Source organism: Streptomyces chengmaiensis (assembly GCF_029846775.1).
Classification (GTDB): domain Bacteria; phylum Actinomycetota; class Actinomycetes; order Streptomycetales; family Streptomycetaceae; genus Streptomyces; species Streptomyces chengmaiensis.
Genome location: NZ_JARWBG010000026.1, coordinates 62,543 through 81,961, shown reverse-complemented (window position 1 = coordinate 81,961; position 19,419 = coordinate 62,543). Strand labels below are relative to the sequence as shown.

18 protein-coding genes are annotated in these 19,419 nt (G+C 72.8%); 14 read left to right on the top strand and 4 right to left on the bottom strand.

Annotated elements, in window-relative coordinates; translation table 11 throughout:
- Positions 1 to 37: 37 nt before the first annotated feature.
- Positions 38 to 529, bottom strand: coding sequence for a DUF3515 domain-containing protein (locus QCN29_RS21925; RefSeq protein WP_279930215.1), 492 nt, complete (start codon positions 527 to 529; stop codon positions 38 to 40).
- Positions 530 to 549: 20 nt separating this feature from the next.
- Positions 550 to 783, bottom strand: a complete 234-nt coding sequence (locus QCN29_RS21920) for an Lrp/AsnC family transcriptional regulator (RefSeq protein ID WP_279930214.1) — start codon at positions 781 to 783, stop codon at positions 550 to 552.
- A 352-nt stretch (positions 784 to 1,135) separates the two neighbouring features.
- Here QCN29_RS21920 and QCN29_RS21915 point away from each other — a divergent pair, with 352 nt between their 5' ends.
- Both QCN29_RS21915 and thiD read left to right on the top strand, forming a co-directional pair.
- The gene (locus tag QCN29_RS21915; protein WP_240136806.1) at positions 1,136 to 2,098 is read left to right on the top strand and encodes a thiamine-phosphate kinase; all 963 of its coding nucleotides are present in this window, start codon (positions 1,136 to 1,138) and stop codon (positions 2,096 to 2,098) included.
- 5 nt (positions 2,099 to 2,103) lie between these two features.
- Complete coding sequence (thiD, locus tag QCN29_RS21910) at positions 2,104 to 2,958, top strand: bifunctional hydroxymethylpyrimidine kinase/phosphomethylpyrimidine kinase (protein ID WP_398859676.1); 855 nt, start codon at positions 2,104 to 2,106, stop codon at positions 2,956 to 2,958.
- A gap of 214 nt (positions 2,959 to 3,172) precedes the next feature.
- Here thiD and rpmB read toward each other — a convergent pair whose 3' ends face one another.
- Complete coding sequence (rpmB, locus tag QCN29_RS21905) at positions 3,173 to 3,358, bottom strand: 50S ribosomal protein L28 (protein WP_003993230.1); 186 nt, start codon at positions 3,356 to 3,358, stop codon at positions 3,173 to 3,175.
- A gap of 236 nt (positions 3,359 to 3,594) precedes the next feature.
- On the opposite strand from rpmB, the gene QCN29_RS21900 reads away from it, so the two are divergent.
- From QCN29_RS21900 to mutM, 9 genes are all read left to right on the top strand, one after another.
- Positions 3,595 to 5,205 carry a DAK2 domain-containing protein gene (locus QCN29_RS21900; protein ID WP_240136808.1) on the top strand — a complete coding sequence of 537 codons (1,611 nt, stop codon included), beginning with the start codon at positions 3,595 to 3,597 and terminating at the stop codon, positions 5,203 to 5,205.
- Positions 5,206 to 5,361: 156 nt separating this feature from the next.
- The gene (gene recG / locus QCN29_RS21895; RefSeq protein ID WP_279930243.1) at positions 5,362 to 7,506 is read left to right on the top strand and encodes an ATP-dependent DNA helicase RecG; all 2,145 of its coding nucleotides are present in this window, start codon (positions 5,362 to 5,364) and stop codon (positions 7,504 to 7,506) included.
- 146 nt (positions 7,507 to 7,652) lie between these two features.
- On the top strand, positions 7,653 to 8,237 hold the full coding sequence (gene rsmD, locus QCN29_RS21890) for a 16S rRNA (guanine(966)-N(2))-methyltransferase RsmD (RefSeq protein ID WP_279930212.1): 585 nt from the start codon (positions 7,653 to 7,655) through the stop codon (positions 8,235 to 8,237).
- A gap of 26 nt (positions 8,238 to 8,263) precedes the next feature.
- Positions 8,264 to 8,743: a pantetheine-phosphate adenylyltransferase gene (gene coaD / locus QCN29_RS21885; RefSeq protein ID WP_240136891.1), complete on the top strand. Its 480-nt coding sequence runs from the start codon at positions 8,264 to 8,266 to the stop codon at positions 8,741 to 8,743.
- A 73-nt stretch (positions 8,744 to 8,816) separates the two neighbouring features.
- Entirely contained in the window at positions 8,817 to 9,896 is a 1,080-nt protein-coding gene (locus QCN29_RS21880) for a cell division initiation protein (RefSeq protein ID WP_279930211.1), read from the top strand.
- A gap of 188 nt (positions 9,897 to 10,084) precedes the next feature.
- Positions 10,085 to 10,735, top strand: a complete 651-nt coding sequence (locus QCN29_RS21875; protein WP_279930242.1) for a YceD family protein — start codon at positions 10,085 to 10,087, stop codon at positions 10,733 to 10,735.
- A gap of 2 nt (positions 10,736 to 10,737) precedes the next feature.
- On the top strand, positions 10,738 to 10,911 hold the full coding sequence (rpmF, locus tag QCN29_RS21870; protein ID WP_026165248.1) for a 50S ribosomal protein L32: 174 nt from the start codon (positions 10,738 to 10,740) through the stop codon (positions 10,909 to 10,911).
- Between the two features lie 19 nt (positions 10,912 to 10,930).
- Positions 10,931 to 11,728, top strand: a complete 798-nt coding sequence (gene rnc / locus QCN29_RS21865) for a ribonuclease III (RefSeq protein ID WP_279930210.1) — start codon at positions 10,931 to 10,933, stop codon at positions 11,726 to 11,728.
- Between the two features lie 348 nt (positions 11,729 to 12,076).
- The gene (mutM, locus tag QCN29_RS21860) at positions 12,077 to 12,976 is read left to right on the top strand and encodes a bifunctional DNA-formamidopyrimidine glycosylase/DNA-(apurinic or apyrimidinic site) lyase (RefSeq protein ID WP_279930208.1); all 900 of its coding nucleotides are present in this window, start codon (positions 12,077 to 12,079) and stop codon (positions 12,974 to 12,976) included.
- A gap of 4 nt (positions 12,977 to 12,980) precedes the next feature.
- On the opposite strand, the gene QCN29_RS21855 is transcribed toward mutM, so the two are convergent.
- Positions 12,981 to 13,841 (bottom strand): CAP domain-containing protein, encoded by an 861-nt coding sequence (locus QCN29_RS21855; RefSeq protein ID WP_279930206.1) that lies wholly within the window; start codon positions 13,839 to 13,841, stop codon positions 12,981 to 12,983.
- Positions 13,842 to 13,997: 156 nt separating this feature from the next.
- Between QCN29_RS21855 and QCN29_RS21850 the strand changes: the two genes are divergently transcribed.
- From QCN29_RS21850 to QCN29_RS21840, 3 genes are all read left to right on the top strand, one after another.
- Complete coding sequence (locus tag QCN29_RS21850) at positions 13,998 to 14,279, top strand: acylphosphatase (RefSeq protein WP_240136817.1); 282 nt, start codon at positions 13,998 to 14,000, stop codon at positions 14,277 to 14,279.
- Positions 14,280 to 14,671: 392 nt separating this feature from the next.
- On the top strand, positions 14,672 to 14,890 hold the full coding sequence (locus QCN29_RS21845) for a hypothetical protein (protein ID WP_240136818.1): 219 nt from the start codon (positions 14,672 to 14,674) through the stop codon (positions 14,888 to 14,890).
- A gap of 158 nt (positions 14,891 to 15,048) precedes the next feature.
- On the top strand, positions 15,049 to 19,404 hold the full coding sequence (locus QCN29_RS21840; protein ID WP_279930205.1) for an AAA family ATPase: 4,356 nt from the start codon (positions 15,049 to 15,051) through the stop codon (positions 19,402 to 19,404).
- Positions 19,405 to 19,419 lie beyond the last annotated feature (15 nt).

The following is a 19,419-nucleotide window of genomic DNA, read 5'->3' as shown; positions in this document are numbered from 1 at the left end:
AGGTCCCCCGGCTGCCCCGCCGGCAGCCCGCCGCGGCCTACAGGCTGGCGGGGATCGTCTTCTCGACGGCCTCCGCCAGCCCGGCCAGCGGCCCGGCGTCATGTGCGTACCGCTCGTCCAGCGCGACCTCGACATAGGTGGTGCGGTACGTCGTGGTGAACCGCGGACCGGCGCCCTCCTCGCCCGTGCGCTCCTCCACCAGCCAGCCGACCCCGTTCGCTTCCAGCCCCTGGGACTGGGGATCGTCCATGGCCTGGGGCCGCGGCACCCCGCAGCGCAGTACGATCGCGCCATCGCCCCAGGCGGCGGTGTACTCGGAGGCCGGCTGCGGATCGCGGCGGCTCTGGCCCGCGACGGACTCCGGAAGCTCCTCGTCCAGCGCACGGCACAGAGCGGCCTCCGCGGGCGGCGGGCTGGGAACCGCCGCCCGCACCGTCGCGTCCGTGGGAGAGCAGCCCACGGCGGCCGACACAAGCACGGTGGCGGCAGCGGCGGGCAGACAGAGGGGCCGGCGGCGCGAGAATGTCACCGGCCAAGCGTAGACGGGGGCTACAGATGCACGACCGGGCAGGTCAGAGTACGGGTGATGCCATCCACCTGCTGGACCTTGGCGACCACCATGCGGCCGAGGCCGTCCACCGTGTCCGCCTGGGCGCGGACGATCACGTCATAGGGCCCGGTCACGTCCTCGGCCTGGATCACTCCCGGGATCTTGCTGATGACCTCGGCGACGACCGACGCCTTGCCCACCTCGGTCTGGATGAGGATGTACGCCTGTACCACGGAACCTCCAGGTCGGCCACGAGGATTCGTGTTCGGGGGAAAGGGACGCCACGGTATCGCGTCGCCGCGGGCCAGGGGGAGACCCGGGCCCCGTGGACGCGCGAAGCGCGGCGCGCACGAGCCGGACGCCGGGTGGGCGGCCGACGCTATGCGGCCGCCCGACGCCATGCGTGCCGGACGCCGGGCAGGCTGGCGCACAAGGCGGCGCAGGGGATAAGAGAAGTCGAGGTGTCTCCTGACGGTACCCGGGTCTCTTGACGGTACCCAGGACGACAACCGCCCGCGACCGCGGGCGGAGCGAGCGGACAGCCCGGCCGGACGGTCCGGCCGGGCCACGGAGAGGTGGGACTCGGTGAAGGGCACTGTGGGCGAGTTGGGGGAGTTCGGGCTGATCAGAGAGCTCACCTCCCGGCTCACCTCCACTCCTGCGGTGCGGCTCGGCCCCGGCGACGACGCCGCTGTCGTGGCCGCCCCCGACCGCAGGGTCGTGGCCAGCACGGACCTCCTCCTGGAGGGACGGCACTTCCGCCGCGACTGGTCGACCGCGTACGACGTGGGCCGCAAGGCCGCCGCGCAGAACCTCGCGGACATCGCGGCCATGGGCGCCGTGCCCACCGCGCTGCTGCTCGGCCTCGTCGTGCCGGCCGAACTCCCGGTCACCTGGGCGACCGAGCTGATGGACGGCATCCGTGACGAGTGCCAGGTCGCGGGGGCGGCCGTGGTCGGGGGCGATGTCGTACGCGGCGATGTCATCACGCTCGCGATCACCGCGCTCGGCGATCTGCGCAACCACGAGCCGGTCACCCGGGCCGGCGCCCAGCCCGGCGACGTCGTGGCCTACACCGGATGGCTCGGCTGGTCGGCGGCCGGGCACGCGGTCCTCTCCCGCGGCTTCCGCTCCCCGCGAGCCTTCGTCGAGGCCCACCGCAGGCCCGAGCCGCCGTACCACGCGGGCCCCGCGGCCGCCGGTCTTGGCGCCACCGCCATGTGCGACATCAGCGACGGGCTGGTCGCCGACCTCGGGCACATCGCGGAGGCAAGCAAGGTCCGCATCGATCTGCGGTCCGGCAGCATCGACATCCCGAGCCAGATGAACGACATCGGGCAGGCCGTCGGCGTCGACCCGATCCAGTGGGTGCTGACCGGGGGCGAGGACCACGCCATCGTCGCCACCTTCCCACCGGATGTGAAGCTGCCCGCCCGCTGGAAGGTGATCGGCGAGGTGCTCAACCCGTCGGCGCTGCCGCAGGTCACCGTGGACGGCGCACCCTGGACCAGCAAGAGCGGCTGGGACCACTTCGGGGAGAGCGAGTGACGGGGATGCCGGACGGGGCGCACGCGCCGGACGGGACGGGCCCGGCGGGCGCGTCCGCCCGGCCCCCGTCCGCGCCGCCCAGAGTGCTGACCGTCGCCGGGTCCGACTCCGGCGGCGGAGCCGGCGTCCAGGCCGACCTCAAGACCATGCTGGCGCTCGGCGTACACGGCATGAGCGTCGTCACCGCCGTCACCGCGCAGAACTCGCAGGGCGTGCAGGGCGCGTGGGAACTGCCCGTCGAGGCGGTGCGAGCCCAGTACCGCAGCGTCGTCGACGACATCGGCGTTCAGGCCGTGAAGACCGGGATGCTGGCGTCCGCGGAACTCGTGGAGACCGTCGCGGAGCTGCTGGCGGGGACGGACGCCCCCGTGGTCGTGGACCCCGTCGGGGTCTCCAAGCACGGGGACGCGCTGCTCGCCGATGCGGCGCTCGGCTCCGTACGCACCCGGCTGCTGCCGACGGCGACCGTGGCCACCCCGAATCTGGACGAGACGGCGCAGCTCACCGGTGTACGAGTGGAGAGCGAGGCGGATCTGCCGCGGGCGGCTCAGGCCCTGCTGGAATACGGCCCGCGATGGGCGCTCATCAAGGGCGGACACCTGGCGGGAGACGCCGTCGACCTGCTGACGGACGGCTCCGAGGAGCACTGGCTGCGTGCTCCCCGCCATGAGAACCGGCATACCCACGGCACGGGCTGCACGCTGGCCTCGGCGATCGCGGTCGGCCTGGCCAAGGGGCTGGACGTGCCGGAGGCGGTGCGGCAGGCCAAGGAGTATGTGACGGGCGCGATCGCGGCCGGGTTCGCACTGGGCGCGGGGATCGGCCCCGTCGACCACGCCTGGCGGCAGCGCCGACGCTGACGGCGGGGCCGCCGCCGAGGGCCGGCCGAGGCGCTCGCCCGAGTCGGCGCCGGAGCGCCCTTGGCCCGCCGGGAATCCCGGAGCCGGCCGATCCGTCCGCGGGAAACCCCGGAGCCGGCCGACCCGCCCGCGGGAAAGGCGAAAAGCCGGTCCATCGGCTGATGGACCGGCTTTTGAGGCAACCGGAAGGCTGCGCTACGACGAAGCGTCGGCGTTAGCGCGAGACCTTGCCGGCCTTGATGCACGAGGTGCAGGCATTGACGCGCTTCGGCGTCCCGCCGACCACGGTACGCACGCGCTGGATGTTCGGGTTCCAGCGACGGGACGTACGGCGGTGCGAGTGCGAGATGTTGTTGCCGAAGCCCGGCCCCTTGCCGCAGACGTCGCAGTTGGCAGCCACGGGTCACTCCAAAGACTTCAGATGCACTTACGGTGAATTCCGGCGTGCCGGAATCAGTGGTCTGATGGTGGCTTTGCCGGGAAACGGCCCGACTCGCATCGGGCAACCGGAGCAGCATACAACGGCTGCGTCCGGGATACGAAACTACCATGGTTCCCCCCGCCCCCACCCTGCCCACCGGCCGGAACCGGGTCTACCCTGCGGTGCAGCCCAGTCCGATCAAGGAGGATTGCCCGGTGCCGCAGACCCTCGACGCCGTCGCGGTACGCAGCTGGTGTGCACGGGCGCTGGACGCGCTGGGCCGGGAGCGCGAGGAGATCGACGCGATCAACGTCTACCCGGTCGCGGACGCCGACACCGGCACCAATCTGTATCTGACCGTGGAATCGGCGGCCCAGGCGGTCGAGGCGGTCTTCGCGGCGCACGAGGTCGGCTCCTCCAGCCCGGCCGCAGGCGAAGTCGTCCGCGCGATGGCGCACGGCGCGCTGATCGGGGCCCGCGGCAACTCGGGCACGATCCTGGCGCAGCTGCTGCGCGGCATGGCCGAGCGGCTCGCCGACGGAGACGAGCTCCCCGGCGCCCTGCGCCGCGCCGCACAGCTCGCTCGGGAAGCGGTGGCACACCCGGTGGAGGGCACCATCCTCAGCGTTGCCGGCGCGGCCGCCGACGCGGCGGGCGCATGCACCGACCCGGGGGACGCCGGTGCGGTCGCCAAGGCAGCGTACGAAGGCGCGAGCACGGCACTCGACGCGACTCCCGGGCAGCTGGAGGTGCTCGCCCGCGCGGGCGTCGTGGACGCGGGCGGACGCGGGCTGCTCACGGTCCTGGGCGCGCTGGTGGAGTCGGTCTCCGGCGCCGCCGTCCCGGCGAGGCGCGAAAGGCCCGCCCATCCTGCGCCGCCGCCGGAGCAGTGCGGCGCCGAGGGCGGCCCCGCCTTCGAGGTGATCTATCTGCTGGAGGCGGACGACGCGGCGGTGGAGCGGCTGCGGACCCGGCTCGACGGCCTCGGGGACTCGCTGGTCGTCGTCGGCGGCGACGGCCTGTGGAACGTGCACGTCCATGTCGACGACGCGGGCGCGGCCGTGGAGGCGGGCGTCGAAGCGGGCCGCCCGTACCGCATCCGCATCACCCACTTCGCGGCCGCCGCCGGCGCCGGAGCCGCCGCCCCGCCCCGCCGCGAGCCGGTGCAGCGGGCGGTGGTGGCGGTCGTCCCCGCTGAAGGACTGGCCGCCCTGTGCGCCGAGGCCGGTGCGACGACCGTGCTGGCCCGGCCCGGAGAGCCGCCCGCGAGCGGCGAGCTCGTCGACGCCATCCGGCGGGCCCACGCCCGCGAGGTCGTCCTTCTGCCGAACGACGCAGACCTGCGCCACACCGCGGCCGCCGCCGCGGAACAGGCCCGCACGGAAGGCGTGCGCGTCGCCCTCATCCCCACCCGCGCCGCCGTCCAGGGCATCGCCGCCCTCGCCGTCCACGAGCCGGGCCGCCGCTTCGACGAGGACGTGGTCGCCATGACGGCGGCCGCGGGCGCCACCCGCTATGCGGAACTGGCCGTCGCGGAACGCCAGTCCTGGACCACCGCCGGCGTCTGCCAGGCCGGCGACGTCCTCGGCCTCATCGACGGCGACGTCGCCGTCATCGGCCGCGACCTCGCCGCCACTGCCGAAACGGTCCTCGACCGCATGCTCTCCGCAGGCGGCGAACTGGTCACCCTCATCGCCTCCGACTCCGCGCCCGCCGGGCTGACGGCCCGCCTGGAATCCCACGTCCGCGAGACGCACCTCGCGGTGGACACGGTGGCGTATGCGGGGGGAGCGGATGCGGCGCCGCTGCGGATAGGGGTGGAGTAGCTCGGCGTCTGAGGCGCGGGGGTCCGGAGGGCGGAGCCTCCGGAAACCGGGTCCGGGGCAGAGCCCCCGGTTGTCGGTCCCGTGGTGTGCAATGGACCCGTGCACGCGCTGGATGAACCGCTCAAGACCACCCTCGGCCCGGCCACCGCCAAGGTCATGGCCGAGCACCTCGACCTGCACACCGTCGGCGATCTGCTGCACCACTACCCCCGCCGCTACGCCGAGCGCGGCGAGCTCACCCGCCTCGCCGAGCTGCCCCTCGACGAGCACGTCACGGTCGTCGCCCAGGTCGCCACCGCCCGCGTCGTGAAGTTCAACGGCGGCCGCGGCCAGCGCCTGGAGGTCACCATCACCGACGGCAGCGGCCGGCTGCAGCTGGTGTTCTTCGGCCGCGGCGTCCACAAGCCGCACAAGGACCTGCTGCCCGGCACCCGAGCCATGTTCGCGGGCAAGGTGTCCGTCTTCAACCGCAAGCTCCAGCTCGCCCACCCCGCGTACGAGCTGCTGCGCGAGGGCCGCGACGACGACTCCGCGGCCGACGCCTGGGCGAACGCACTGATCCCGATCTACCCGGCCACCGCCAAGCTGGAGTCGTGGAAGATCTCCAAGGCGGTCGACGCGGTGCTCCCCGGCGCCGCGGAGGCCGCCGACCCGCTGCCGCCCGCCCTGCGGGAAGGCCGTGGGCTGACCTCCCTGCCCGACGCCCTCCGCAAGGTCCACCGCCCGCGCACCAAGGCGGACGTCGCCGCCGCCCGCGACCGGCTCAAGTGGGACGAGGCATTCGTCCTCCAGGTCGCCCTCGCCCGCCGCCGGCTCGCCGACACCCAGCTCCCGGCGGTGGCCCGCACCCCCGGCCCCGACGGGCTGCTCGCCGCCTTCGACGCCGAACTGCCCTTCACCCTCACCGAAGGTCAGCAGAAGGTCTCCCGGGAGATCTTCGACGATCTGGCGACGGAGCACCCCATGCACCGCCTCCTGCAGGGCGAAGTGGGTTCGGGCAAGACGATGGTGGCGCTGCGGGCCATGCTCGCCGTCGTCGACGCCGGCGGTCAGGCAGCCATGCTCGCCCCCACCGAGGTGCTCGCCCAGCAGCACTGGCGCTCCGTCGTGGAGATGATGGGCGAGCTCGCCGAGGGCGGGATGCTCGGCGGCGCCGAGCACGCCACCAAGGTGGTGCTGCTCACCGGCTCCATGGGCGCGGCCGCCCGCCGCCGGGCCCTGCTCGACCTGGCGACCGGCGAGGCAGGCGTCGTCATCGGCACGCACGCGCTGATCGAGGACAAGGTCCGGTTCCACGACCTCGGCCTGGTCGTCGTCGACGAGCAGCACCGCTTCGGCGTCGAGCAGCGCGACGCGCTTCGGTCCAAGGGGGAATCCCAGACGGAAAGGCGCACCCCGCATCTGCTGGTCATGACGGCCACTCCCATCCCGCGCACCGTGGCCATGACCGTATTCGGCGATCTGGAGACCTCCGTCCTCGACCAGCTGCCCGCCGGGCGTTCGCCGATCGCCAGCCATGTGGTCCCCGCCCAGGACAAGCCGCACTATCTGACCCGCGCCTGGGAGCGGGTGCGGGAAGAGGTCTCCAAGGGCCACCAGGCATACGTGGTGTGCCCCCGCATCGGCGACGACCTCGACGAGAGCGCCGCCGCGCGCGGGAAGTCCCCCGAGGACGAGGCGGAGAAGCGTCCGCCGCTCGCGGTCGTCGACGTGCTGGACCAGCTCGCCCGGGGGCCGCTCGCCGGGCTGCGCCTCGCCATGCTCCACGGGCGGATGCCGCCGGACGAGAAGGACGACGTGATGCGCCGCTTCGCCGCCGGCGAGGTGGACGTGCTGGTCGCCACCACCGTCATCGAGGTCGGGGTGAACGTGCCCAACGCCACCGTCATGGTGATCATGGACGCGGACCGCTTCGGCGTCTCCCAGCTCCACCAGCTCCGCGGCCGGGTCGGCCGTGGAACCGCCCCCGGCCTGTGCCTGCTGGTCACCGAGATGCCCGAGGCGAGCCCTGCCCGCGCCCGGCTCGGCGCGGTCGCCGCCACGCTCGACGGCTTCGAACTCTCCCGCATCGACCTCGAACAGCGCCGTGAGGGCGATGTCCTCGGTCAGGCCCAGTCCGGCGTCCGCTCCTCGCTGCGCATGCTCACGGTCGTCGACGACGAGGAGGTCATCGCCGCGGCCCGCGAGGAGGCCACGAAGATCGTCGCGGCGGACCCGGACCTGGAGGGCTTCCCGGAGCTGCGCACAGCCCTGGACGCCCTGCTCGACCAGGAGCGGGAGCGGTATCTGGACAAGGGCTGAGCACCCCTGCGCAGCGCCCGAGCGGCACGGCGCGGCATATCGTGGGGGCAGCGCCCCGACAACGGGGACAACACCGACAGCACGGCTTCGACAGCACCGCATCGACAGCACCTCCGCACCATCGCCCCGACGAGGATCGACACACCATGACCCGCGTGATCGCCGGCGCAGCCGGCGGACGCCGCCTGGCCGTCCCGCCGGGCAACGGCACCCGGCCCACCTCCGACCGGGCCCGTGAGGGCCTGTTCTCCAGCTGGGAGTCGCTGCTCGGCGGCTTCCACGGGGTCCGGATCGCCGATCTGTACGCCGGCTCGGGGGCCGTCGGCCTCGAAGCGCTCTCCCGCGGCGCCGCCCACGCCCTCCTCGTCGAGGCGGACCCCCGCGCCGCCCGAACCGTCCGGGAGAACGTCCGCGCCCTCGGGCTGCCCGGCGCGGAGCTGCGCACGGGCAAAGCGGAGCAGATCGTCACAGGACCGGCCCTGGCGGAACCGTACGACCTGGTCTTCCTCGACCCTCCGTACGCCGTCACCGATGACGATCTTCGGGAGATCCTGCTCACACTCCGCCTTCAGGGGTGGCTCGCGGGCGATGCCGTCGCCACCGTGGAGCGCAGCACCAGAGGCGGGGAATTCGTCTGGCCCAAGGGATTTGAGCCGCTGCGGGCCCGCCGTTACGGCGAAGGCACGCTTTGGTACGGTCGCGCCGCCTCTACGTGCGAAGAGGCACCATGACCGGACCGGAGAGCGAGGGACTTCAGTTGCGCCGCGCAGTCTGTCCTGGGTCGTTCGACCCCATCACCAACGGACATCTGGACATCATCGCTCGCGCCTCCAAGCTGTATGACGTCGTACACGTCGCGGTGATGATCAACCAGTCCAAGAAAGGGCTGTTCACCGTCGAGGAGCGCATGGCGCTGATCCGCGAGGTGACCAGCGAGTACAGCAATGTGGTGGTGGAGTCGCACCACGGCCTGCTCGTCGACTTCTGCAAAGAGCGCGACATCCCGGCCATCGTGAAGGGCCTGCGCGCCGTCAGCGACTTTGACTACGAACTGCAGATGGCCCAGATGAACAACGGGCTCTCGGGCGTCGAGACCCTCTTCGTCCCGACCAACCCCACCTACAGCTTCCTCTCCTCCAGCCTGGTCAAGGAGGTCGCGGCCTGGGGCGGCGACGTCTCCCACCTCCTGCCGCCTGCCGTCCACCGGGCCCTGGTCGAGCGGCTTGCCGAGAAGTGAGCCACGAAGCGCCGAATGCCCTTAAAGTCGTGCCGTCCGTCTCCAACCCGCTGTAGAGAGTGGCGAGCACGCCGTGGATGTGCAGAAGAAGCTCGATGAGATCGTCGAGTCGGTCAGCAGCGCCCGCTCCATGCCCATGTCGGCCTCCTGCGTGGTCAACCGCGCCGAGCTGCTCGCCATGCTCGAAGAGCTGCGCCACGCGCTGCCCGACTCGCTCGCCCAGGCCAGGGAGCTGATCGGCGGCCGGGAGCAGCTCGTCGAAGAGGCCCGCCGGGAGGCCGAGCGGATCATTCAGTCGGCCCACGCCGAGCGCGGCTCCCTGATCTCCGACACCCAGGTGGCGCGCCAGTCCCAGGACCAGGCCGACCGCATCCTGGCCGACGCCCGCCGGGAGGCCGAGGAGGTCCGTGCCGAGGCCGACGACTACGTCGACTCCAAGCTCGCCAACTTCGAGGTGGTCCTCACCAAGACCATCGGCTCCGTCGACCGCGGCCGCGAGAAGCTGCTGGGCCGCGGGAACGCCCTGCCCGGGGCGTACGAAGACGAGGCCGACGCCGACGCCCCCGAGTACAGCTCCGACCCCTCCACCCTGATCCAGCGCGCCGACGACTACGTGGACGCCAAGCTCGGCGCCTTCGAAGCCGTGCTCTCCAAGACGCTCGAGGCCGTCGGCCGCGGCCGGCAGAAGCTGCACGGCCGGATCGCCACCGATGAGCTGGGTGCGCACATCGCCGCTCAGGACGCCGCGGGGGACGCGCCCCGGCACTCCAGCGACGCGGACTACCTGGCCGGCCTGGCGGAGCTCGCCGACCCGGAGCCGCAGGCGCAGCAGGCTCCGCAGGCACAGCAGACACCTCAGACGCCCGGCGGCCCGCTGCAACCGGGCATCCCCCAGCAGCCGGACCCGTACACCTACCAGCCGCAGGACGCGTACGCGTACCAGCAGGACCCGTACGCCGCCTACCAGCAGCAGCCGGCCCACACCGGCCAGGCGGGCTACGACCAGGCGGGCTACGACCAGGGATACGCGCCTCAGCAGTCCTCCTACGGCTACCAGCAGCCGCAGACCCAGCCCGCGCTGGACGAGACCAGCTTCTTCGACACCAGCATGATCGACCTCGAACAGCTGCGCCGCTATGAAGAGGGGCGCTGACGCCGGCTGTCCGGGGAGGGCCTTTGAGCGCCCGTGGTCCGGCCGGACGACCGGGAGCGGATTGGGCCCTGGGCGAAGCGTCCAGTATCCTGGCTCTTCGGTCGCACGTACCTCCGCGATTTCGGCTGCCCGTTTCCGACACCAGAACACGGTCGGCCTCACCCCACGATCCGAAAGCAGGAAGAGCCCTGAACGCCCGCCTCGACCACCGCAACCCCCTCGTGTTCGACACGCACGAGCTGGGCCGGCGGCCCGGTGCGCTCCAGCGGCTGACCCGCACGGTCTCGGCGCCCGGCGCGCCCGCGGCCTTCGGCGTCGAGGGGGTCATCGGGGTGCCGGAAGGCGCGCCCGTGGAGCTGGATCTCCGCCTGGAGTCCGTCATGGAAGGTGTGCTTGTCACAGGCACCTCCCGTGCCACGGCCGAGGGGGAGTGCGTAAGGTGTCTGGAGCCGCTGCGCCTTGACGTCGAAGCGGACTTCCAGGAGCTGTTCTCCTACCCTGACGCCGACGACCGGGGCCGCACCGCGGAGCCCGGCGACGACGCCGAGGACGAGGAGCGGCTCTTCGTCGAGGACGACCTGTTCGACCTCGAACCCGTGCTGCGTGATGCGGTGGTGCTCGCACTGCCGATGCAGCCGGTGTGCCGGGAGGACTGCCCCGGTCTGTGCCCCGACTGCGGGGCCAGGCTGGAAGAGGACCCGGACCACCACCATGACGCCGTCGACATCCGTTGGGCGGCACTGCAGGGACTCGCCGAATCCATCAGGGACGGCGAGAAGGACGACATGAGCGGCGACGCGCCTGGATCAGCACGCGTCGACGAGAAGCAGGAGAAGTAGCCGTGGCTGTTCCGAAGCGGAAGATGTCGCGCAGCAACACGCGCCACCGCCGGTCGCAGTGGAAGGCTGCGGTCCCCACTCTGGTTTCGTGTGAGCGGTGCCAGGAGCCGAAGCAGCAGCACATCGCGTGCCCGAGCTGCGGCACCTACAACAAGCGCCAGGTCCTCGAGGTCTGAGCGGCTGGTGAGAGGCCCGATGTCTGACAACAGCGTCAACGCAGCCTCGTCCCACACGCTTCTGGAAGGGCGGATCGGCTATCAGGTCGAGTCCGCCCTTCTGGTGCGTGCCCTGACCCACCGGTCGTACGCCTACGAGAACGGCGGTCTGCCCACCAACGAGCGGCTGGAGTTCCTCGGGGACTCGGTGCTCGGCCTGGTGGTCACCGACACGCTGTACCGCACCCACCCCGACCTGCCCGAGGGCCAGCTGGCCAAGCTGCGGGCCGCGGTGGTCAACTCGCGCGCCCTGGCCGAGGTCGGCCGCGGCCTCGAGCTGGGCTCCTTCATCCGGCTGGGCCGGGGCGAGGAAGGCACCGGAGGGCGGGACAAGGCGTCCATTCTCGCCGACACCCTGGAAGCGGTGATCGGCGCGGTCTATCTCGACAAGGGCCTCGAAGCGGCGTCGGAGCTGGTGCACCGGCTGTTCGACCCGCTGATCGAGAAGTCCTCGAACCTCGGCGCGGGCCTGGACTGGAAGACCAGCCTCCAGGAACTGACTGCGGCCGAGGGCCTCGGGGTGCCGGAGTATCTGGTCACCGAGACCGGCCCGGACCACGAGAAGACCTTCACTGCTGCCGCCCGCGTCGGTGGTGTCTCGTACGGCACCGGCACCGGCCGCAGCAAGAAGGAAGCGGAGCAGCAGGCCGCGGAGTCCGCGTGGCGGGAGATCCGCGCGGCTGCGGACGCGCGTGCCGCGGAGGAGGCATCCGCGGGCGAAGGGGCCGCCGACACCCCTTCGCCCTCCCAGCCCCCTGCGGACCGCGCCTCGGCCTGACGCCGGCGCCGTTTCCTCGCGTCCCGCCGCCCCTGAGGGCGGCGGGACTTCTGTTCCCCACCCTCGGCCCTTTCCGGGCCCCCGGCCCTGCGCGGCAGCTGTGCACCGCTCCGCCGCCCGTCAGGAACTGCTCACCCGGCGGGCGAGCGGGCCTTCCGGAAGCGGGCCCGGCTTCGGGCCCGGCGGCTTGTCGGGGCGGAGCCGCCGTCGACCTTCCCCGGAGGGGGCTGGGGAGACGGAGCCCCCTGGTCTCGGAAACGGGCGGGACAGGGGAGACAACCCCGCCCAAGGCCACCACGCACCCGCGTTAGGCTTCAGGCGTCCCCCGCCGGAGAAGGAGAGCACGCCGTGCCCGAGTTGCCCGAGGTCGAGGTGGTACGGCGGGGGCTGGAGCGCTGGGTCAGCGGGCGGACCGTCGCCGAGGTCCAGGTCCTGCACCCCCGCGCCGTACGCCGCCACCCGGCCGGCGGCGAGGACTTCGCCGCCCGCCTCAAGGGCCACCGCATCGGCGTCGCCCGCCGCCGCGGCAAGTACCTCTGGCTCCCCCTCGCCGACGCCGACGCCGACGCCGACGCCTCGATCCTCGGCCACCTCGGCATGAGCGGCCAGCTCCTCGTCCAGCCCGAGACCGCGCCCGACGAGAAGCACCTCAGGATCCGTCTCCGCTTCGACGACACCGCCGGCACCGAGCTCCGCTTCGTCGACCAGCGGACCTTCGGCGGCCTCTCCGTCCATGACAACACGCCCGACGGCCTGCCCGACGTCATCGCCCACATCGCCCGCGATCCGCTCGATCCGGCGTTCGACGACGCCGCCTTCCACGCCGCGCTGCGCCTGCGCCGCACCACGATCAAGCGCGCCCTGCTCGACCAGTCCCTGATCAGCGGCGTCGGCAACATCTACGCCGACGAGGCCCTCTGGCGTGCCAAGCTCCACTACGAACGGCCCACCGCCGGTTTCACCCGCCCGCGTACCGCCGAACTCCTCGGCCATGTGCGCCAGGTGATGTCGGCCGCCCTCGCCGTCGGCGGCACCAGCTTCGACAGCCTGTACGTCAACGTCAACGGCCAATCCGGTTACTTCGAACGCTCCCTCGACGCCTACGGCCGCGAGGGCGAACCCTGCCGCCGCTGCGGCGCCCCCATGCGCCGCCGCGCCTGGATGAACCGGTCCAGCTACTTCTGCCCGCGCTGCCAGCGCACCCCGCGCCCCCGGCCGCAGCCGCCCGGTCGGCGCCCGCGGGCCTGAGCCGTCAGAAGCCGAAGTTCTGCGTCCACCAGGGACCGCCGGTCCCCAGCACGACCCCTATGCCCAGCGTCTTGTACTCGCAGTTCAGGATGTTGGCGCGATGGCCGTCGCTGTTCATCCAGGCGTTCATGACCGCTTCGGCGTCCGCCTGGCCGCGGGCTATGTTCTCGCCGCCCAGGTTCGACACGCCCGCCTCGGCGGCACGGTCCCAGGGGGACTCGCCGTCCGGGTTGGTGTGGTCGAAGAAGCCGCGGTCCTTCATGTCCTGGCTGTGGCCCTCGGCCAGATTCGCGAGCGCTCCGTCGGCGCGCACCGCGCTGCAGCCGGCCTTCGCCCGCTCGGCGTTGACGATGCTCAGCACCGCCGCCGCTTCGGCCGCCGCCTTGGAGCCGGCCTCGGCGGTCGGGGTCGTCCGCTCGGCCGACCGGCTGGCGGACGGGGGCTGGGTACGCGGCGGAGCGGTCGTCGCCGTCTCGGCCTTCGTCTTCTCCGGTTTCGGGGCCGGGGCCGGGGCCTTCGTCTTCTGTGAAGGCGTCGCCGACGGCTTCGCGGGAGTGGGGGAGGCGCTCTTCGACGGGGACGCCGGAGACTTCGACGGCGTGGCGTCGGCGTCCGGCCCCGTGTTCAGGCTCGGCGAGGCCGCGGGGGTGTCCGTCGGGGACGCGCTCGCCCCGCCCTGAGCGTCGAGCTTTGCTGAACCCTCCGTGCGGACCTTCGTGCTGGAGTCGCCGCCGAAGGTGAACGTGTCACCGCCCGGCAGCAGCCCGGAGGTCACGGCCACCGCGCCGACCGCCATGGCAGCGGAGGCGCCGAGCAACCCGGTGCGGACGGGCCTGCGCCCGCGCTTCCGTCGATGGCGTCCCATCTGCTGTGCCTTCCTGATGCGCGACGTCGTCCCGGACGTCGGACGTCAAGTCAGATTGCGTCACCCATTCGGGTGACGCTTATTGCGACGGGACTGTACGCCATGACGCATGGGGGTGAAGTGCTCTCTGAGGAATCGGGCGGCTACCGTGCACGCATGCATGACGTCGCACGGTTCACGGCCTGGGTACGCGGTCGAGTACAGGGAGTGGGCTTCCGCTGGTTCACCAGGGCAAACGCTCTGGAGATCGGCGGCCTGACCGGATTCGCCCTCAATCTCGACGACGGCAGGGTGCAGATCGTGGCAGAGGGCCCACGTGAGAATTGCCACCGTTTGCTGGAGTGGCTTCGCTCGGACGACACTCCCGGGCACGTTTCCGGAGTCACTGAGATCTGGGCCACGCCCCGCGGCGGCTACGAAGGCTTCGCGATCCGCTGAGTGTGTGGGGGCGCCCGCCACGCGCGACGGCGACATATGCGCCCCGGGTCGTGCGCCCGGAAGGGAAAACGCCTGGTGGTTGCCAAGAACAGCTTGTCATGCGAGGCTGCGCCAGAAAGGATGATCTCCACGCCCCCAGGGCCCCGCAGGTCAGGCTCCGCCGCGCGCTCCGCGGCCGTATGCCCCCGGGTCGCCCCTTGATACGGGGCGTGATCGTGTTGACCGTCAAACTTTTTGGTGAGACGCTGGAAGCCCCGCGCACCTTAGCTGTTTGGCAGTAAGAACCGCAGCAATATCAAGCACTATCCCCCCGCTGCCGAGCACCGCGGGTGCGAATCCCTCACGACCCACCACCGCTTCGGTCGGTCACTCAGTGTGGAGGACCATCCATCATGGCAAAGGCGCTTCTCGGTTACGTCGGCGGTTCCGACCCGCGACTCCTCGCCGAGATGCGACGGCTTCAGCAGCGCGTCCAGGACCTCGAATCCGAGCTTGTACGGATCCAGTCCGAGAACGACGCGCTGAACGCTGCCGTCGCTCAGCACCCTGGAGAGTCGCTGCTCGACGGCATCGACATCGACGTTTCCAAGGCGGAGCCCGTGCTCACCTGAGCATGTCTCCGCTGGAGATTCATCGCGCACGATATGCAAGGGACGCTTCGGCGTCCCTTCTTGCTTTCCCCGGCCCCCCCGAACCCGCAAGCCTTACCGTCTGATGTGCCCTGCACCTTCATAGGTGAAACCGGCGGTGAAAGGTAGAGTCCGGCGGCGTGCACCTCAAGGCCATGACCCTGCGAGGCTTCAAGTCCTTCGCCTCCGCCACCACGCTGCGCTTTGAACCCGGCATCACCTGTGTCGTGGGCCCGAACGGCTCGGGGAAGTCCAACGTGGTGGACGCGCTCTCCTGGGTCATGGGCGAGCAGGGCGCCAAGTCGCTGCGCGGCGGGAAGATGGAGGACGTCATCTTCGCGGGGACGACCGGGCGGCCTCCGCTGGGCCGCGCCGAGGTCTCCCTCACCATCGACAATTCCGACGGCGCACTGCCCATCGACTACGCCGAAGTCACCATTACGCGGATCATGTTCCGCAACGGCGGCAGCGAATACCAGCTCAACGGCGACACCTGCCGGCTGCTCGACATCCAGGAACTGCTCTCCGACAGCGGCATCGGCCGCGAGATGCACATCATCGTCGGGCAGGGCCAGCTCGACTCGGTGCTCCACGCCGACCCCATGGGACGGCGCGCCTTCATCGAGGAGGCGGCCGGCGTCCTCAAACACCGCAAGCGCAAGGAGAAGGCGCTGCGGAAGCTGGACGCGATGCAGGCCAATCTCGCCCGGGTACAGGATCTCACCGACGAGCTGCGCCGCCAGCTCAAGCCGCTGGGCCGGCAGGCCGCGGTGGCCCGGCGCGCCGCCGTCATCCAGGCCGATCTGCGCGACGCCCGGCTGCGGCTGCTCGCCGACGACCTCGTAGGCCTCCAGGAGGCGCTGCGCGCCGAGATCGCCGACGAGGCGGCGCTCAAGGAGCGCAAGGAGGCGGCCGAGGCGGAGCTCAAGGCGGCGCTCGCGCGCGAGGCGGCCCTTGAGGAGGACGTCCGGCGGCTGGCCCCGCGGCTGACGCGGGCGCAGCAGAGCTGGTACGAACTCTCCCAGCTGGCCGAGCGGGTACGCGGCACGATCTCGCTCGCCGACGCCCGGGTCACCAGCGCGACCGCCCAGCCGCCGGAGGACCGGCGCGGCCGCGATCCCGAGGACCTGGAGCGCGAAGCCGCCCGCATCCGGGAGCAGGAGGCGGAGCTGGAGGCCGCGTTGGAGGCCGCCGAACGGGCGTTGGAGGACACCGTCGCCCACCGCGCCGAGCTGGAGCGGCAGCTCGCGCTCGAGGAGCGGCGGCTCAAGGACGCCGCGCGGGTCATCGCGGACCGGCGCGAGGAGCTGGCGCGGCTGGGCGGCAAGGTCAGCGCGGCCCGTTCGCGGGCCGCCTCCGCCCAGGCCGAGATCGACCGGCTCGCCGCCGCCCGCGACGAGGCCCAGCAGCGGGCCGTCGCCGCGCAGGAGGAGTACGAGCAGCTCAAGGCCGAGGTCGACGGCCTCGAAGCGGGCGACACGGAGCTCGCGGAGCGGTACGAGGCGGCCAAACGCGAGCTGTCCGCGGCGGAGGCGGCGCTCAGCGAGACCCGTGACGAACTCGCCGCGGCCGAGCGGGGCCGTGCAGCGGTCGCCGCCCGCCGTGAGGCCCTCGCGCTCGGCCTGCGCCGCAAGGACGGCACCGGTGCGCTGCTGGCCGCCCGCGACCGGCTGGGCGGGCTGCTCGGCCCCGCGGCGGAGCTGCTGACCGTGGCGCCCGGGTACGAGGCCCCGGTCGCCGCGGCCCTCGGCGCGGCCGCGGACGCCCTCGCCGCCGCCGACCCGGCCACGGCCGCAGAAGCGATCCGCCTCCTGCGCAAACAGGACGCGGGCCGCGCCACGCTGCTGCTCGCCGGACTGCCGGGGCCGGACCGGCCCCGCACGGCGACCCGCCTGCCGGAAGGTTCCGCCTCCGCGCCCACGGTTCCGCCGGGCCGACAAGTGCCCGACGGCCCCGTCACCCCGGCGGGCGACACACCGGGCGCCGGCGGCGCGGTCCCGGCCGGGGGTCGGGGGGCGGAGCGTTCCGCCCGGCCGGACGGCTCTGCGGATGTGCCGGCCGGTGGCCCGGCCCCGTCCGGCGACGCCCGTGGGTTTTCGGCCGGTGGTCGGGTCCCGGTCGGCCGGCCGGGGGTTCCTGCCTCCGTGCAGCCTGAGGGCGGTGCGTCGGCGGAGGCAGCCGAGGCCGACCGGGTTCTGCCCGGCGGCCGTGCGACGCGGAGCGCCGCCGACTCCGAGGACGGTCCGCCGGCCGGCAGCCCGGCAGCGCCCGGTGGCCGGGCGGCGGAGAGCTCCGCCCGGACCAGCGGCAGCCAAAGCGCGCCGCCCTTCGGCCCTCACGCGCCCTTCGGCCCTCACGCGGCCGGCGGCGCGCCCGTGCCCGCCTGCCGCCAGGAGGAGGAAGGTTCCGTCTCGGCGACGGCCGGCGACGGCGGCGGTCGGCAGGGTGGACTGCCCGCCGTCCCGCACGGCGCGGAGTGGGGCGTGCCCGAACAGGCGGACGCCCCCGTCTCCGAAGGCCCGCGTGCCGTGCAGCCCGGTGCTCCGGGAACGGCCATGGCCGCCGAAGGCCGCCGAGACGGCGGAGCGGCCCCGGAGCCCGACGGCGTCGGCGCTGTTTCGGGCGCGGGGCTGGAGTCGGCCGGTGACCCGGCCCCGGCGGACCGGGCGGCGGCCCGCACCGGGGTCCTCGCCGCGGCCGTCCCCGTCGAGGGCCTGGTGCAGGGGCCCGAGGGGCTCCTCTCGGCCGTGCGGCGGCTGGTGCACGACATGGTGGTCGTCGGGACGCTGGAGGACGCCGAGGATCTGGTCGCCGCGCGCCCCGGGCTGACTGCCGTGACCGCGGAGGGCGATGTGCTCGGTGCGCACTTCGCGCAGGGCGGCTCCGCGGGCGCGCCCAGCCTGCTGGAGGTCCAGGCGTCCGTGGACGAGGCGGAGGCGGAGCTTCAGGAGCTGGAGCGGCGCTGCGCCGAGCTGGCCGTGTGCAAGGACCGGGCCGCCGCAGGCCGTGCCGACCGCGCCGCGCTGGTCGAGGAGCTGGGAGAACGGCGCAGGGCCGCCGACCGGGAGAAGTCCGCCGTGTCCGGACAGCTGGGGCGGCTCGCCGGCCAGGCGCGCGCCGCGGCCGGCGAGGCCGAACGGGCGGGCGCGGCCGCCGCCAAGGCGCAGGAGGCGCTGGAGCGGGCCCGCGAGGACGCCGAGGAACTGGCCGAGCGGCTGCTCGCCGCCGAGGAGCTGCCGGTCGACGACGAGCCGGACGCCTCCGTACGCGACAGGCTCGCCGCCGATGGCGCGAACGCACGTCAGACCGAGATGGAGGCCCGGCTCCAGGCCCGTACGCACGAGGAGCGCGTCAAGGCGCTCGCGGGCCGCGCGGACGCGCTCGACCGGGCCGCGCGCGCCGAGCGGGAGGCGCGGGCGCGGGCCGAACAGCGGCGTGCCCGGCTGCGCCATGAGGCCGTCGTCGCCTCCGCCGTCGCGGCGGGCGCACGGCAGCTGCTCGCGCATGTGGAGGTCTCGCTCGTCCGCGCAGAGCAGGAGCGCGCCGCCGCGGAGACGGCCAAGGCCGAGCGGGAGCGGGAGCTGGCCGCCGCCCGCAACGCCGGCCGCGAGCTGAAGGCCGAACTCGACAAGCTCACCGACTCGGTGCACCGGGGCGAGGTGCTCGGGGCCGAGAAGCGGCTGCGGATCGAGCAGTTGGAGACCAGGGCGCTGGAGGAGCTGGGCGTGGAGCCGGCCGGGCTGGTCGCCGAGTACGGCCCCGATCAGCCGGTGCCCCCGTCGCCGCCCGCCGAGGGCGAGGAGCTGCCGGAAGACCCGGAGCACCCGCGCAATCAGCCGAGGCCGTTCGTCCGCGCGGAGCAGGAGAAGCGGCTTAGGTCGGCCGAGCGGGCGTATCAGCAGCTGGGCAAGGTCAACCCGCTGGCGCTGGAGGAGTTCGCGGCGCTTGAGGAGCGCCATAAGTTCCTGTCCGAGCAGCTCGAGGATCTGAAGCGGACCAGGGCCGATCTGCTCCAGGTGGTCAAGGAGGTCGACGAGCGGGTCGAGCAGGTCTTCACGGAGGCATACCGGGACACGGCCCGGGAGTTCGAGGGCGTTTTCTCCCGGCTCTTCCCGGGCGGCGAGGGCCGGCTGGTGCTGACCGACCCGGACAACATGCTCACCACGGGTGTGGACGTCGAAGCCCGCCCGCCGGGCAAGAAGGTCAAGCGGCTGTCGCTGCTCTCCGGCGGGGAGCGTTCGCTGACCGCGGTGGCCCTGCTGGTGTCGATCTTCAAGGCGCGGCCCAGCCCGTTCTATGTGATGGACGAGGTCGAGGCGGCGCTGGACGACACCAATCTCCAACGGCTCATCCGGATCATGCAGGAGCTCCAGGAGAGCTCCCAGCTGATCGTGATCACTCACCAGAAGCGCACGATGGAGGTCGCGGACGCCCTCTACGGCGTCTCCATGCAGGGGGACGGCGTCTCCAAGGTGATCAGTCAGCGTCTTCGCTGATCGCTGCCCCTCTCC

Excerpts from the sequence above, each read along its gene's own strand:
- thiD (WP_398859676.1), top strand. The coding sequence starts at position 2,104 with ATGCCGGACGGGGCGCACGCGCCGGACGGGACGGGCCCGGCGGGCGCG.
- recG (WP_279930243.1), top strand. The coding sequence starts at position 5,362 with ATGGCCGAGCACCTCGACCTGCACACCGTCGGCGATCTGCTGCACCAC.
- rsmD (WP_279930212.1), top strand. The coding sequence starts at position 7,653 with ATGACCCGCGTGATCGCCGGCGCAGCCGGCGGACGCCGCCTGGCCGTC.
- rnc (WP_279930210.1), top strand. The coding sequence starts at position 10,931 with ATGTCTGACAACAGCGTCAACGCAGCCTCGTCCCACACGCTTCTGGAA.
- QCN29_RS21855 (WP_279930206.1), bottom strand. The coding sequence starts at position 13,841 with ATGGGACGCCATCGACGGAAGCGCGGGCGCAGGCCCGTCCGCACCGGG.
- QCN29_RS21850 (WP_240136817.1), top strand. The coding sequence starts at position 13,998 with ATGCATGACGTCGCACGGTTCACGGCCTGGGTACGCGGTCGAGTACAG.
- QCN29_RS21845 (WP_240136818.1), top strand. The coding sequence starts at position 14,672 with ATGGCAAAGGCGCTTCTCGGTTACGTCGGCGGTTCCGACCCGCGACTC.